The sequence below is a fragment of the Leptothoe sp. EHU-05/26/07-4 genome (assembly GCF_043421015.1).
In the GTDB taxonomy this organism is placed as follows: Bacteria; Cyanobacteriota; Cyanobacteriia; order Phormidesmidales; family Phormidesmidaceae; genus Leptothoe; species Leptothoe turfae.
Map to the genome: position 1 here is coordinate 1,736,563 of NZ_JAXSQV010000007.1, position 14,741 is coordinate 1,751,303.

General features: G+C 48.0%; 16 protein-coding genes. 2 read left to right on the forward strand and 14 right to left on the reverse strand.

The genetic code is table 11. The features are described 5' to 3' along the window. Positions 1-137 precede the first annotated feature (137 nt). The 11 genes from U2F10_RS32095 to U2F10_RS32145 all read right to left on the reverse strand — a co-directional run bounded on the left by U2F10_RS32095 (position 138) and on the right by U2F10_RS32145 (position 10,033). Positions 138-560, reverse strand: a complete 423-nt coding sequence (locus U2F10_RS32095; protein ID WP_163669877.1) for a response regulator — start codon at positions 558-560, stop codon at positions 138-140. 93 nt (positions 561-653) lie between these two features. After that, positions 654-1,925 carry a sensor histidine kinase gene (locus U2F10_RS32100; RefSeq protein ID WP_499874349.1) on the reverse strand — a complete coding sequence of 424 codons (1,272 nt, stop codon included), beginning with the start codon at positions 1,923-1,925 and terminating at the stop codon, positions 654-656. A 322-nt stretch (positions 1,926-2,247) separates the two neighbouring features. After that, a complete protein-coding gene (gene rpsN, locus U2F10_RS32105) occupies positions 2,248-2,550 on the reverse strand; it encodes a 30S ribosomal protein S14 (RefSeq protein WP_163669873.1) in 303 nt (100 codons plus the stop codon). A 92-nt stretch (positions 2,551-2,642) separates the two neighbouring features. After that, positions 2,643-2,768, reverse strand: coding sequence for a hypothetical protein (locus U2F10_RS32110; RefSeq protein ID WP_284681676.1), 126 nt, complete (start codon positions 2,766-2,768; stop codon positions 2,643-2,645). Positions 2,769-2,889: 121 nt separating this feature from the next. Beyond that, positions 2,890-3,609 carry an endonuclease III gene (gene nth, locus U2F10_RS32115; RefSeq protein ID WP_163669864.1) on the reverse strand — a complete coding sequence of 240 codons (720 nt, stop codon included), beginning with the start codon at positions 3,607-3,609 and terminating at the stop codon, positions 2,890-2,892. Positions 3,610-3,789: 180 nt separating this feature from the next. Beyond that, positions 3,790-4,884, reverse strand: coding sequence for an RIP metalloprotease RseP (gene rseP / locus U2F10_RS32120; RefSeq protein WP_163669862.1), 1,095 nt, complete (start codon positions 4,882-4,884; stop codon positions 3,790-3,792). A 191-nt stretch (positions 4,885-5,075) separates the two neighbouring features. Further along, entirely contained in the window at positions 5,076-6,362 is a 1,287-nt protein-coding gene (gene serS / locus U2F10_RS32125; protein WP_499874350.1) for a serine--tRNA ligase, read from the reverse strand. 85 nt (positions 6,363-6,447) lie between these two features. Next, the gene (locus U2F10_RS32130; RefSeq protein ID WP_006518566.1) at positions 6,448-6,687 is read right to left on the reverse strand and encodes a NifU family protein; all 240 of its coding nucleotides are present in this window, start codon (positions 6,685-6,687) and stop codon (positions 6,448-6,450) included. Positions 6,688-6,771: 84 nt separating this feature from the next. Beyond that, on the reverse strand, positions 6,772-7,719 hold the full coding sequence (locus U2F10_RS32135; RefSeq protein WP_499874352.1) for a WD40 repeat domain-containing protein: 948 nt from the start codon (positions 7,717-7,719) through the stop codon (positions 6,772-6,774). 244 nt (positions 7,720-7,963) lie between these two features. After that, positions 7,964-9,208, reverse strand: coding sequence for a DNA double-strand break repair nuclease NurA (locus U2F10_RS32140; RefSeq protein ID WP_499868966.1), 1,245 nt, complete (start codon positions 9,206-9,208; stop codon positions 7,964-7,966). 15 nt (positions 9,209-9,223) lie between these two features. After that, positions 9,224-10,033 (reverse strand): HAD family hydrolase, encoded by an 810-nt coding sequence (locus U2F10_RS32145; protein WP_499874354.1) that lies wholly within the window; start codon positions 10,031-10,033, stop codon positions 9,224-9,226. 317 nt (positions 10,034-10,350) lie between these two features. On the opposite strand from U2F10_RS32145, the gene mnmG reads away from it, so the two are divergent. Further along, on the forward strand, positions 10,351-12,261 hold the full coding sequence (gene mnmG, locus U2F10_RS32150; protein ID WP_163669844.1) for a tRNA uridine-5-carboxymethylaminomethyl(34) synthesis enzyme MnmG: 1,911 nt from the start codon (positions 10,351-10,353) through the stop codon (positions 12,259-12,261). A gap of 132 nt (positions 12,262-12,393) precedes the next feature. Here the strand turns inward: mnmG and U2F10_RS32155 are convergent, their stop codons facing one another. Together U2F10_RS32155 and U2F10_RS32160 are read right to left on the reverse strand one after the other, a co-directional pair. Continuing rightward, on the reverse strand, positions 12,394-12,828 hold the full coding sequence (locus tag U2F10_RS32155) for a hypothetical protein (RefSeq protein WP_163669843.1): 435 nt from the start codon (positions 12,826-12,828) through the stop codon (positions 12,394-12,396). A gap of 71 nt (positions 12,829-12,899) precedes the next feature. Continuing rightward, complete coding sequence (locus tag U2F10_RS32160; protein ID WP_163669841.1) at positions 12,900-13,229, reverse strand: YkvA family protein; 330 nt, start codon at positions 13,227-13,229, stop codon at positions 12,900-12,902. A 245-nt stretch (positions 13,230-13,474) separates the two neighbouring features. On the opposite strand from U2F10_RS32160, the gene U2F10_RS32165 reads away from it, so the two are divergent. Further along, positions 13,475-13,861: a DUF3465 domain-containing protein gene (locus U2F10_RS32165; protein WP_250565160.1), complete on the forward strand. Its 387-nt coding sequence runs from the start codon at positions 13,475-13,477 to the stop codon at positions 13,859-13,861. 26 nt (positions 13,862-13,887) lie between these two features. On the opposite strand, the gene U2F10_RS32170 is transcribed toward U2F10_RS32165, so the two are convergent. Then, positions 13,888-14,697 (reverse strand): glycine-rich domain-containing protein, encoded by an 810-nt coding sequence (locus U2F10_RS32170; RefSeq protein ID WP_499868972.1) that lies wholly within the window; start codon positions 14,695-14,697, stop codon positions 13,888-13,890. Positions 14,698-14,741 lie beyond the last annotated feature (44 nt).

Below are 14,741 nucleotides of genomic sequence, written 5' to 3' on the forward strand. Positions count from 1 at the left end.
AAAATACCTATTCTTACGATATGACTGCCTATACAGAGAGCACAGGTGCTACGGAATTGCTAGAGCATCGAAAAACATATATCGAGCTAACTCTACTCTAGATATTGGGTCAAAAATTGCTGAATTAGTATTTTAAGTTACAGACTGGTGGGCAATTGGGCAGTTTCAAGCCAAAAACCCAGGATTTTCTGAGCAATCAACTGATATTCCCTAAAGTTTGTGGGTTTAGTAATGTACGCATTAGCATGGAGCTGATAGCTTTTATCGATATCGTCACGAGTGGCAGAACTTGACAAGACAATGGTGGGAATAGCTTGCCAAGCTGAGTTCCCCTTAATTTCTCCTAGAACTTCGTGACCTGTTTTACCAGGTAAATTGAGATCCAGCAAAATCAGTTGAGGATGAGCGTGACTGTTATCGAATTGCTTTAGTAGGGTTAAAGCTTCGTCTCCAGTTTGAGCCAGTTGAATAGACCATTGGCAGCCGACATCATCAAAAGCAGCTGATAAGATAGCTGCGTCAGTAGGGGAATCTTCTACAAGAAGAATAGTTACGTCCATCTTAGTGGTCAGGCATGCTAACACCCATTGTGCACCCGAAGGCTATGATTCTAACCAGGACAGTGGACTTGAGGGTTTCCTCATAAGCAAACTTTAAGCTTCATGTTGATATTGATTTGGGACTAGAGTGAAATAAAATATTGAGCCTTCTCCTGGAGACGATTTGAGCCAAATATTACCTTGATAGTGCTCGACAATTTTTTTGCAGATAGCTAGGCCAATCCCATAACCCTTTTGCTCTTGTTGGTTATGCAATCGCTGAAATAGCTTAAAAATACGTTTTTGTTGGTCTTGGGGAATACCAATGCCATTGTCTTGTACGCTAAAAAACCACTTAGTGGCCTGCTGCTCAGCATTAATATGAATATGGGGCGGTTCCGGTCCTCGAAATTTAATGGCGTTACTGATTAAGTTTTGCAGTAGCTGTACAACATGATTTGTATCCACATCAAGGGTGGGTAAGTCCCCATGAGTAATAGTTACTTGATTTTCCAAACGTATAAGCTTAAGGTTTTCGAGTGCCGTGGCAAGGGCCTGTTCTAGGTTGGTGGGGTTGTTATTTAATTGTTTACTGTTAATGCGAGAGAGCTCTAAAATGCCATCTATCATGGCTTTCATGCGAGTGCCACCGTCAACGATATGGGTGATATATCGTTGGGCTGATGCATCTAGGCTGTCTTTATAACGCTGTGCCAACAGCTGGGAGAAAGCTGTCATGGCTCGCAGAGGCTCCTGCAAATCATGGGAAACGACATAGGCAAACTCCTCTAGATCCGCATTGGATCGGATTAATGCTTCAGCTTTCTGGGCTAACTTTTGCTCTGTTTGTTGTCGTTCCAATACTTCTGCTCGCAGACGTTTATTAATTGCGAGCAGTTCTGTCGTTTCGTTTTTAGGGTTATGGGATTGGGTTAAATTGTGCACTGATAAATCAGTACTGGCGCATTGGCCAAGCTTCTCTAATGAAGAGTCATAGGTCTCTCGTTCAACCAAAAGTGTTAAAAACTCTTCCGTTGACTCACTGGCAAGGTGTAAGTGAGCTTCTATGGTCACCCTATAGGGCTGTTCATTATCGACTGTGCTGATCTGGCCGCTAGCTCGTTGGATACCAGCATTGATGTGTGCTTGCTGGAGAGCTATGCTGACCGGCTGCCGCAATGAAATTGGCAAACATTTCAGGATGTCTTGACAATCACTACGGTCAGTCTGGGCATCAGACTGAGTTTTCAGCAGCCCAAGGGGATCGCCACAGACATGTAGTAAATAGTTTTGCCGATTGACAAGCAGACAGGTAACTCGGCGATGGTTTAGTAACGACTGAAAGGCTCTGCTAATTAGAGGCTCAGTTTGCTGGTTATATTGCAATGGCTACCAGAGAATGAAAAAGCTTAATAATTCAGTGACCTGGTCGCTGGGGGCAAAATGACCGTTGAGCTTAGCGCTACTGGAATAGGCTGGGTGCCCCTGGGGGTTGGAGCAAACTTTCCTATGCAGGCAAGAACTGGGAGGCGATAAACTAGCTATCTTAAAGTCTTACATCTACATGACATCTACAAATAAATAATAGAACCGGAGAGGTAATAATGACACCCCTCCGGTTAAAAGCCAAAACTTTCTGATGCTTGCTGACTAAACTGGGTTTATTTCGTCAGCTTAGCCAGGGATAAAGCCTGGGCAAAACTAAAAACTACCAGCTAGACTTCACTACGCCAGGTAGTAAGCCCTGGTGAGCCATATCTCTAAGAGCATTGCGGCAAAGACCGAAGTCACGATAATAGCCGTGAGGACGACCCGTTAACCAGCAGCGGTTATGCAAACGCGTAGGGGAACTATCGCGAGGCAGCTGCTGAATTTTTCGATGAATTTCTAACTTTTCTGCTTGAGAGCCAGCGGACCTAAATGTATCCAAAAGCTCCTGACGCTTAGCTGCATACTTTGCAACTGCCTTTTCGCGCTTACGCTGGCGCGCAATCATGCCTTTTTTAGCCATTGGGCTGATAATTTCCTAGGTGTTACCGATATTTACCACAGCTTCCCATAATAAAGGAGAACCTCTGCTTTGGCAAAGCTAACGTTAATAAATTAACGTTCTCGTTGATCGAAATCGTCTTCAATATCAAATTTAATCAGCCAATTAAGAATGCCAGCGGCTCCAATAAGAATGCCAATACCAACAAGTCCGAGTATGAACCAACCTAAACTATTCATAGGTTTTACAAGGGTTTGGGGGGGTGAACTCGTTGAGCTGTCAGGTACATACCCTGAATATCGTTGTCTTCATGCATTAAATTTCCCATCTATTCAGGAAAAATATATGGACGTTATCGGGCTAGGATTTCTTCTTTTTAGAGTTCTTGGTGCTTGCAGCCACAGCTCTAGCCTTAATTAGTTTAGGGCCAGAGGTGCACCATTCAATCAATTGACATCGCTCACAGGCTGGATTGCGAGCATCACAAACAGCACGGCCATGGTACACCAGCCGAATAGACCAGTTTTCCCAGTCTGGTTGAGGCAAAAGCTTCATCAGATCTTGCTCAATTTTGATGGGAGTGTCGTGTTTAGTCAGGCCAAGACGATTGGTAATGCGTTTTACGTGGGTGTCTACGGTGACTCCAGCATTGATTCCAAAAGCATGAGCTAGGACCACATTGGCTGTTTTGCGGGCTACTCCCGGAAGACTGGTGAGGGCTTCCATTGATTGGGGCACGTCACCACCAAAATTGGTAATAATCTTTTCACAGGCGGCGCGGATATTTTTGGCCTTATTACGATAGAAGCCGGTTGATTTAATGTACGACTCAATCTCGCTGACGTCTGCTTCTGCGTAGTCTGTGACCGTTGGAAAGCGCTCAAATAGATGGGGTGTGACAATATTGACCCGTGCATCAGTACACTGAGCCGACAGCATCGTAGCGATTAGTAGCTGTAGTGGATTGTCGTAATCGAGGGAGCAAGGAGCTTCGGGATAAAGCTCTTTGAGCTGCTCGAGGATGAATAAGGCTCGTCGTTTTTTAGTGAGGCGAGGGCGTTTGGTCTGGGCAGCGGTCACGGTGATTTAGGAGGCTGACAATGTCTTAGAAGGTGGCTTTGAAGGATTTGTCCTCACCCCAAACCCCTCTCTCTAGGGAGAGGGGTTTTGATGGCGTTTAGATGCTTTCACCTGAGCAAAACCAGCGCTCCTTTTGTACCCCTTTTCATGGAGGAGAAGGAGCTGGGGACTGAGGATTACCTACTGAAAAACATTCTGAAAAATTTCTAGGCGGGATATATCCCGAACAATCAACATGCTGCCTAAGCAAAGAAACAGCAGCAGGCCCGTTTGCATGACGCTCTCTTGAATTCGTCTTGGTAACGGTTTTCCCAGTAGAGCTTCTACCAGCAGAAAAGCCAGCTGACCACCGTCTAGGGCGGGTAAGGGCAGAATATTAATGATGGCTAGGTTGACGCTAATCAGGGCCGTAAAAGGAAACAGGCTGATAATATTGGCATCGGCCATGGTGCTACCCTGCTCAACAATACGTACAGGGCTGGATACCTGGTCGGATGTTTCAGAAAAGTTGGTTGCTAATTCAAAGAAGCCCTCGGCTGTACGGACAAATACATTTTGAAATTCATCAGCGGCGAACGTAAGCACCTCAATTGGATTAGCAGAACGCTCATAGCTAAATCTACCGTTGGGATATAGCTGAACACCGATAATGGGCGTCCCTTCGGGGGACATGTCAGGGGTCACCGTTAGATTGAGTTCCTGTTTCCCCCGCTGGATGAGCAAATCAACGGGTTTATTAGGGCTAGTTTGGATAGCATCAATCAACACCTGTACGTTTTCTTCGCCTTGGTTAAGGGGTTGATTCTCAACGGAGAGGATAATATCTCCCGCTTTGATGCCAGCTTGGGCGGCTGGGGATGTATTGGACATGACCTGAGGAATCAGGACACCTGGCTCAGGTATAAAGTCTTGAGGGACGCCAACGCTGGTGAACTGGATGACAAAGACAAGGTAAGCAAACAGAAGGTTAGCAATCACGCCTGCGCTCATCACAATGGCCCGATCCATCACCGGACGATTTTGCAGCAGGTTCGGATCGTCAGGGGCAAAACTGGTGTCCGAATCCTCATCCATGGGAAAACCCACAAACCCACCGAGGGGAAGTGCCCGCAGCGCGTATTCTGTTCGAGAGCCTTGAAACTTCCACAGGATGGGGCCAAAACCGATGGAAAACCGGTTAACGTGAATGCCCTGTAGTCGAGCAGCTAGGAAGTGGCCCAGCTCATGGACGAAAATTAATAGGGCAATGACAGAAATAACGGCCAGAACGGACATAGAAGACAGTAAGTAGGTCAGTAAAAGTCGCTTGATTGGTTCAGAACGTAGGTTTACTCTTGGGTATCAGAAAACCCACAAAAGCATTGACAGACAACGTCAATAAGACAAGCAAGCGAGTCAATTAACGAAAAACGTTTGTTATGATTCCCATTCTACCGTTCCCTTTAAATAGCTGTGGGTTAAATGCTTCAAAGAAACTCGCGACCCATGTAGGGTTGAAGGACCTCAGGCACTTTCACGCTTCCATTAGGCTGTTGGTAGTTTTCAAGGATAGCGGCCATGGTACGGCCAATAGCTAGCCCTGAACCATTGAGTGTGTGGACAAACTGAGTACCTTTCTGCCCTGGGGTTTTAAAGCGAATGTCAGCACGGCGAGCCTGGAAATCAACGCAGTTGGAGCAGCTGGAGATTTCTCGGTAGCGATTGGCTGAGGGTAGCCATACTTCTAAGTCGTAGGTTTTGGTGGCCGAAAAGCCGATGTCACCGGTACAAAGGGCGAGTACTCGATAAGGTAGCTTCAGCTGTTGCAAAATGTCTTCAGCATCCTTCGTCAAGGCTTCGAGTTCATCAAACGAGGTGTCTGGGTGCACAAACTTAAACATTTCCACCTTATTGAATTGGTGGAGGCGGATTAAACCACGGGTATCGCGACCATAGCTGCCTGCTTCTCGACGAAAGCATGGGGTATAGGCACAGTAGTTAATGGGCAGCTGATCTTCTGTGAGAATTTCACTGCGGTGCAAATTTGTGAGGGGAACCTCAGCTGTTGGTGTGAGCCAAAGATCATCATCTGCACATTTAAAGCTGTCTTCAGCAAACTTAGGTAGTTGCCCTGAGCCAGTCAATGAGGCCGAGTTGACCAAGATGGGGGGCAAAATTTCGGTGTAGCCTGACTTGGTATGGCGGTTGAGCATAAACTGAATCAAGGCTCGCTCTAGAGCTGCACCAGCACCGATCAAGGTCACAAATCGACTCTGGGCAATTTTGACTGAACGCTCAAAGTTCATGATGCCAAGCTTTTCACCTAGCTCATAGTGCGCAAGCAACTCATCGCCCTGGGGAATCAGGTCATCGCCCCAGCGACGAACTTCCACATTCTCCTCTTCATCCTTACCCTCTGGCGTTGTGTCGTTGGGCAAATTAGGTAAGGTTAGCAATATATCTTGAATCTTGGCCTTGAGTTCCTTTTCCTGAGGCTCTAGCTCGGCAAGCTCTTTTTTGATCTGGTTGCCTTCGCTGCGTAATGCCTTGACCTCATCACCTTTAGGGTCGGCACCGCCCTTGATCTTCATACCAACGGCTTTGCCGATTTCATTACTGCGAGCCTGGAGTTGAGATCGCACTCCCTCCAAGCCTCGCTGCTCACTATCTAATGCCTGGAGTTCAGATAGAGAGTTTGCATAGTCGCCGCTGCGTTTGGCTAAGGCCGCTGCCACTTGGTCAGGATTTTGTCGAATCAGCTTTAGATCAAGCACTGTGGTTCACCGAGTTTTCCCAGTAAATCAGGATAACATCCCTCACCCTAAATCCCTCTCCCCAAGGGAGAGGGACTTTGATGCTCTAAGCTACTTGTTCGATCTCAGCAATTTCAGGGATAAATTCGCGTAGGCGACGCTCGATACCCATGCGTAGGGTCATGGCAGAGCTAGGGCAAGAGCCACAAGCACCTTGGAGGCGTAGTTTAACTACAGGGCCATCGATGTCAACTAGTTCAACGTTGCCGCCGTCAGCCATGAGGTAAGGGCGGAGCTCGTCAAGTACTTTTTCTACGTTGTCGTTGGTGAGCGCTAGGGTTTCCATAGAGTCGGTTCTTAAAAAGAGTGAAACAGCTATTTTAATACTAGCTTTTGAGTAGAAAAGCTTGGTCTTAAGTTCTTCAATCCCCTACTTAGATAACTGCCAGCATCGAAGTTGACCGGCCCAGTCTCCGCTGATCAGGGTGCGGCCATCGGGGGCAAATACGGCTGACCAGACGCCGCTTTCGTGGCCTTCAAGGATATCGAGCAATTTGCGGGTGGTCATATTCCAAATGCGGATGGTGCGATCGCGACTGGCGGTCGCCAAAAGTTTGCCATCGCCACTAAACGTAACGCTATTCACCCCTTGGCTGTGGGCATCAAGTTCGGCTAGAAACCGACCGTCCCCCAGTCGCCAAAACATGACTTTATTGTCAGCTCCGCCGCTCACTAGTAACTCACCATCGGGACTGATGGCAAGGGATACGATGTCATCTGTATGCCGTTGTAAACGATGAAGAATGCGACCAGTTTTGGCATCGCAGATATTAATCTCCCGATCTTGAGTGCTGGTGACCAGGGTGCAACCATCGGGGCTCAGCACCAGGGTACGAATCCAGTGCTGATGGGTAATTAGGATGCCTTGTAACGTGCCATCGACAGCTGACCAGCGCCGCACCGTTTTATCCTGGCTACCCGTATATATCCACTGACCATCAGGACTAAACGTCACGGTGCGGATGCTATCGGTGTGGCCTTTGAGGATGGCTAATTGTTGGCCCTGCTCCAGTTGCCACAAACACACCTTGTTTTCATTGCCACCGCTGGCAATCAATGAATCATCCGGACTAATGGCTAAGGCTCTAACCCATCCCTGATGACCTTGCAGGGTTTGATGTAGCTGCCCACTGTTGAAATGCCACAGTTTTACGGAGCGGTCACCGCTACCGCTGACGATGTATCTTGCTTGGCTATCAATGGCAATGGAACGAATCCAGCTATTGTGGGCGTTAATCGTTTGAGTACATTGCCAGAGATGGCGACTCGGGGGTTGGGGAGACGAGTTCACAGCCGCAGCTCTAGTGACTACATGCATCAGAGGTACTGAGTAGTTATTATCACATTTGTTATGGGTTGTTTGACAGACCAAAGCCTTTGGGAGTGTCCGTTTGCAACAACGTACTATTAATAACGATTCCTCTAGGGAGAATTCCCGATAGCTTGAGCGGAAATTTTAATGCTGTCATGCAATTTTTTCCGGATGATACAGAGACGTCCAATGGCTGGGCGCAGCTGAACCCAAATCTTCAGGGATGAGCGCAGTCGCACCCTGATGTCGATCAGGCAATGCTGCCGCGTTTGCGAGCTTCTTTATAGGAGGTGCCAACATTTTGCAAACCAGCGCGAATCATTTGCTGCTCAAGTAGGGCAAAAAATCGGTTGCGATCGCCCCCCCGTACCACCGCCTGGTTATGGGCTTCTGCTAGGGAAACTGGGTAGCCAAAGCCTTTCTGTACTTGGGTGAGGGTCAGACTCAGGGCACTCTCAAATAGTTGATTGTCCTTGACCACCCATTCAGGAAACTCGACACGGGCAATTTCAGCGCCCACATGGACGTGGCAAAAATACACTTGATGGTCACCATAAAGTTGCAGAATGTCTGCCGAGCTTTTGAATAAGGGGCCGCGCTGTCCCGGTTCTAGCAGTGTGGCCCACAAGGTGACGTCTCGCAGTGGTGAAAATACCTGACAGGGGGCACCGTCGGTTTGCCCTTCGCAGTGCTTTTGACAATCTGGTTGCCCATAGGGACAGCTCTGCAGGCGTAGAAAGTTAAGGGCTTCGCTGCTCCGTGAGGCGCTGAGATATCCCACCAGGGGGACCTGGGCTGCACGGAGGGTATCCCAGGCCACCAGGATGGGCTCAAGAATTTGATCCCTGGCGGGTGCGGGCAGTTGATCGAGAAACCAATAAATTAATGACCCATCGGTCATGGCCAGGGTGGGGATGGATGCATGGGGTGAGGATTGCCTGGCTTCTAAGGTTGCTTGCGTCTCCGGCTGCCTCGGCTCTCCTTGCCCTCCATGCACATCCAGACCTAACTCTGCCAATACCACGGATTCTGATACCGTCCGGCGATAGCCCATCCACTCTTCTGTGCGAATGCCCCACTGGCGCGATGTGTAAAGGTCCTCGGGACGATAAATCACTTCTGGCTGGCTATCAAGCATTGGGAAGCGACTTTGGCCGTAGTGCAGCACAATACGACCGATGTTAAGCAAATAGCAATAGGCAATTTCGTGGTGGCTGGGGTTGATCTGTGAACCGTCGGTGGCAAGGACAGTGTGGGCTTCGGGGGCAGGTTTGATGTTGACTCGGGTATCTAGTGGTTCAACCGGTGCGGCGGCGGCAAAACCAATTTGCGGACCATGGGTTTGGAGTTGCTGGATTAAATGGGGTTGCTGTAATTGGGCCTGGTGGAGAAGTTGGGTTGCGATCGCAATCCTTGTCTTCGCTGCCTCAGCCTCCTTGGCCAGGTGATTACTGATCCCCTGCATCTGCTGTGCAATTTTTGATAGATCCAGCATGGTGCTGCCAGCCGCCTAAACGATATCGAACCTTTGTACTACCGAATTTAACGATAGCAGATGAATTCGATCGTCTTCCTGAGCCGCTTGACGTTCAGGCCCTAAGTTATAGCCCCAGTCGGCTAGAAACAGTTCAACGTGGTCTAGGTCAGATTGTTTCTTGACGGACTGGAGAGCCTTGATCCGGTCTTCGACAAACCAGATACTAGGGGGAACAGGATGATAGCCTTTAACTTCCTGATCAGTTTCCGTCCGAGCCATATGGCTTGCTGTCAGCAATCGCAGCGTTTCATATTTGGGTCGTTTAACCTCTTTACCCAGAATATTCTCAGCGGGCATGGCCACACCGCTTTGTTTAAGTAGCTGCTGGATAAAGCGGCCTTCTTTGGTGCTGACAATATAGGTGGGGCGTTTTTCCAGAGAGGCTTGTAGTACGGTTAACATATTGGGATAGAACCGATGCTGGGCTAGCCAGTTGTCTAAGTCGGTAGCAATCCAGTGGTCACGTTCACCATCCAAAATTTTGGCAGCTTCAGCCTGGGTAAGCTGGGTTTCTTCTAAAAACGGCAGCGCCAGGGTTGGCCAGCCTGGAATAATTTCCTCAGCTGTTTTACCTGAGACTAAAGCGCGTAACAGCATGGGCATTTCCCAGCCGGTCTCAATCACGGGACGCAGCGGATAAAACTGCTTAGCTAGTCCTTTAGGGGGCTCTAAGCTGTCTGGTTTAAACAGTTTGCAATAAGCCCGCCACGCCGTCTGAAAATATTCGATCAACCCGTCGCAAATTACTCCATCGAAATCAAATGCCAGAACATCTGGTTGCATGGTTGAGTTTCCTGTGGGGGCAATAAACAGAGGCCTTGAGTAAATAAAAACTCAAGGCCCGAGGGCGTAGAAGCACCCGATTCCAAACCCCACATTAATCTATACCAAAGGGGGTTAGTAAAAATTGTCAATTGATTAACTCTAATCAACTCAATCCTGAAACCTAACTGTAGCAGGATTGAGGGTTTAGAATAAATAACGCTTGACGCTGCTGATCCCCCGATCGGGTTGAAGCTGACAAGTTTTGCTGGATTGCACTCAATCCAGATCGGTATCTTGCAAAAATCAGCAACGGGAAACGCTGGATGGATAGGCCTATGAGCAGCTCGGTAGAGTTTTTAGATGAATTTGATGTAGTCGTGATCGGTGCAGGCCATGCGGGCTGTGAAGCCGCGCTGGCTTCAGCACGGTTAGGGGCTCGGACGCTGCTGCTTACCCTCAACCTGGACAGAATTGCCTGGCAGCCTTGTAACCCAGCAATCGGTGGGCCAGCAAAGTCACAGCTAACCCATGAGGTGGATGCCCTGGGTGGAGAAATTGGCAAAATGGCCGACCGCACCTATCTACAAAAGCGGGTATTGAATAATTCTCGTGGTCCGGCAGTGTGGGCTCTGCGGGCACAGACCGACAAGCGCGAATATGCCGCCACCATGAAAACCATCGTAGAAAACCAGGAGAATCTGGTACTACGTGAGGGGATGGCAACAGATTTAGTACTGGGTGACAACGATGAGGTGATTGGTGTTCAAACCTACTTTGGTGTTGCCTTTCGCTGTAAAGCGGTGATTCTCACCACAGGTACTTTCTTAGGGGGTGTTATCTGGGTGGGCAACAAATCAATGGCGGCGGGTCGAGCGGGGGAGTTTGCAGCTGTTGGTCTAACTGACACTCTAAACCAGTTAGGGTTTGAAACAGGTCGCCTCAAGACAGGGACCCCAGCCCGTGTTGACCGACGCACGATCAATTTTGATGTTTTAGAGAAGCAGCCAAGCGACACGGATGTACGCTGGTTTAGCTTTGACCCAGAGGTGTGGGTTGAGCGTGAACCGATGGATTGTCACCTAACTCGTACGACAGCAGAAACGCATCGCATCATCCAAGAGAATCTCCACATGTCTCCTATCTATGGTGGCTGGGTAGATTCTAAGGGACCTCGCTATTGTCCAAGCATTGAAGATAAGATTGTTCGCTTTGCTGATAAAGAAAGTCACCAAATCTTTTTAGAGCCAGAAGGTCGTACAATTCCTGAGATTTATGTGCAGGGATTTTCTACGGGGTTGCCCGAAAGTATTCAACGGGCGATGTTGCGCAGCCTACCTGGGTTGGAAAACTGTACCATGCTACGTCCGGCCTATGCGGTGGAGTATGACTATTTACCTGCCACCCAGTGTTTTCCCACACTGATGACAAAAAAAATTGAGGGATTGTTCTGTGCGGGACAAATCAACGGTACAACAGGCTATGAAGAGGCTGCGGCCCAAGGGTTTGTTGCTGGTGTTAATTCTGTTCGCTATGGCCGTGGTGACGAGATGATTATCTTCCCCCGTGAGGGGAGTTATATCGGTACGCTCATTGATGACCTGTGTACTAAGGATTTGCGAGAGCCCTACCGGATGCTCACATCACGGTCGGAATATCGGTTGATCCTGCGTTCAGACAATGCGGATCAGCGGTTAACGCCTCTGGGGCGTGACATTGGTTTGGTGGATGACCGACGGTGGGAACTATATCTGCGCAAACAGGAGAATATTGCAGCTGAAAAAAAGCGACTGCACAGTACACGGGTGAAGGCCCATGAGCCTGTGGGTAAGCAGATTGTGGCGGATACGGGGCAGAAAATTAAGGATGCGATCGCACTTGCCGATCTCCTCCGTCGCCCCCGGTTCCATTACACCCATCTGGAGCAATACGATTTAGGTAATTTAGACCTAACACGGGCCGAAAAAGAAGGTGCTGAAATCGACATTAAGTATTCAGGCTACATTCAGCGTCAGCAAAGTCAGATTGAGCAAGTAGCCAAACAACAGAACCGCAAGCTACCGAAAGATATTAACTACATGAGCATTGACACGTTATCGATGGAAGCTCGCGAGAAGCTAACATCTTTTAAACCCTTAACCGTAGGTCAGGCCACTCGGATCGGTGGTGTTAATCCTGCAGATATCAATGCACTCCTAGTACATTTAGAAATCAAGGAACGCAAAAAAGAAGCATTAGCCAAAACATAAAGGCCCATCCCTGTAGGGGCATTGCCTACGGTGCCCCTACAGTAAACAAAAAAAACGCTAGTCCTAAGGGAAACTAGCGTCTAGTTTACGTACCTAACAAAACTCTAGGAAAAGGAGAGAAACCTAACAAGACTAAACAGCTGTGGAACCCACCGTAACCACGGTTTGCACCTCAGTATCCTGTTCAATTAATTTCACCGTCTCAGCAGCAGTCTCATCATCTGCCGTCTTTACCTTACTTAATAGTGTGGCCTTAATCGCTTCCACGATAGCCTGTAGTTTTAGCTTGAACTGAGTCACAATGTCTTTCTCATCAGTAGCCGTTTCCTGTGCCGCTTGTTTTGCATTTACATAGGCTTCCTGTCCTTTTTCTTTGACTACTTGAACGGCGTTATCGGCTAGATCTTTAGCAAGGGGGTGAACGGTGCTGGCACCTTCTTTTACTTCACTGATAGCCTCCGAGAAAGCGGACTTAAGAATATCGCCAATCTTTTGAGTACGACGTCCGCCTTCTGCTTTGATGGACTGGAAGTTTTCGTTGATTACTTGGGTGTTGGTATTAGTCATGATTCTGTGCCTTATTGAATAAAGTGAATAATGAAACGTGATGAGCGCGACAAACTTACTCAAAGACTGAGCTAGCTAACGGATACCACCTCTACATCAACCACCTGCTCGGTTGTGCTAGTGGTATCAGGAGAATAATTAGCCTCTTGATGATTCTTTTTCTTAGAGGCGTTTACCTGTTCGAACAAGAGTTGAGACACTTCAGTAACTAGAAGAGTAGCGATAATGCCATCGTCTAGCCAGCCAATAATCGGCAAAACATCAGGTAAGATATCCAAGGGACTGACAAGATATAGAAGACTACCAAAAACCACAAGCCAACGATATTTAGAGTTGCGAATGGCGTTTCGGTACCAGTTGCGAATCCCTTCGATAATGGGTTGCTGTGCAGATGTCTTCATGGGCCGTATCTCTCTTGTTCGACAAATTCATCATCGCAAAAGGAGAGAATGGGTGCAGGTGGTGAATGCCCCCATGGGATGGGGTAAAATTACACCGACACTACCGTATACGGTTTCCCACTGAGATGGCTATAAACAAGGCTATAAAAGCGTTTTCATCGTTTTTAATAGTAATCATTTTGTCTGTTTTAATACTGCTTGTGCCAGTGGTAAAAGTGTCTTTATTGTTTCCTTTGTCTGTACCTATGGCTGATGCTGCTGCAAGAGACGACTTTCGACGGACTGATGTTAAAGGTGATGATGCTTTGATGGAAGCTTATCGCAATGGTGAGTCTGACCTGATTGTAGAAGGGGTAGGACGTGTCGAAAAGCTACTACCAGATGATTTGGAAGGCTCTCGTCATCAAAAGTTTATTTTGCGACTAGCCTCAGGGCAATCGCTGCTGGTCAGTCACAATATTGATAGGGATGTCGCTTCTCGTATCGATGCGTTACGCGTCAGTGATGAGGTGCGATTTCGGGGTGAATATGAATGGAATGAGCGGGGAGGTGTGCTGCACTGGACCCATGATGATCCCAAAGATTGGCATGCAGATGGATGGCTAGAACACAATGGGGTGCGATACGAGTAATCGGGTCCTTCCAAGCGATATTTTAGTTAACCACCACCGCAGCCGCTGCCACAGCCGCTACAACCACCACAGCCGCTACCAACACTGTAGTTGCTCCAATCTCCTTTAAGTCGAGGGCGAGAGGGGTCTTTGATAAAATCCACGAGTCCCATAATCATTCGTGTTGCGCCAAACCCTGAAGCAACAATCATAGCAGTGAGTAAAACTACCGCCAGTGGATTAATATTGCCTTCAGCACTGCTTAGATAATAACTACTGAATATCGAGGCTAAAAGCGTTGCTACACTGGCGATTGCTGCTTTTTGAACTTGTAATTTTGGCAGTATCCAATTCTGTTGGGTGTTAACTCGTAAAAAATGTAAGTCACGGCCAAAACGTTCTTCGGGTGCTGGCCAAAATTCTACTGGTGGTGGTTCGTCAAAAAGTTGTTCATAGCTCTCTAGAGTTTGACGATACCAATTATTGAACTTTTGGCTTTCATCGTCTCCCCCCAGGGTGGGATCGTGGTGTAGTGTTTTTTGCAAAACCCCAGAGCAGAATTCTTCCCAATAGGAGTGTGTATAGGACAAATGTAGGTGCCATACTTGGTCCACCTGGTCTGAAGGGGTGACTGGGTGCCCTGCTGCTAATGCTAAAAAGGCAAATTTCTTATATTCTTCAATGGCTCGCTGGGCATACTGCAGGGTCCAGCCATTATCTCTGGCTAGCCGTTTACTAAACGGTAGCTGGGCATCTGGCTTATCTAATGAAAACGCCTGAATGCGCTCATATAGTTCTATCTGCTTAGCATTCATTGATTGGGCACTTTCACCAGCCAACTCTTCAGTGTCTGCCATTGGACTCAACCTAGAGAAACTCTACCTTGAGCTTAGCACTGGCT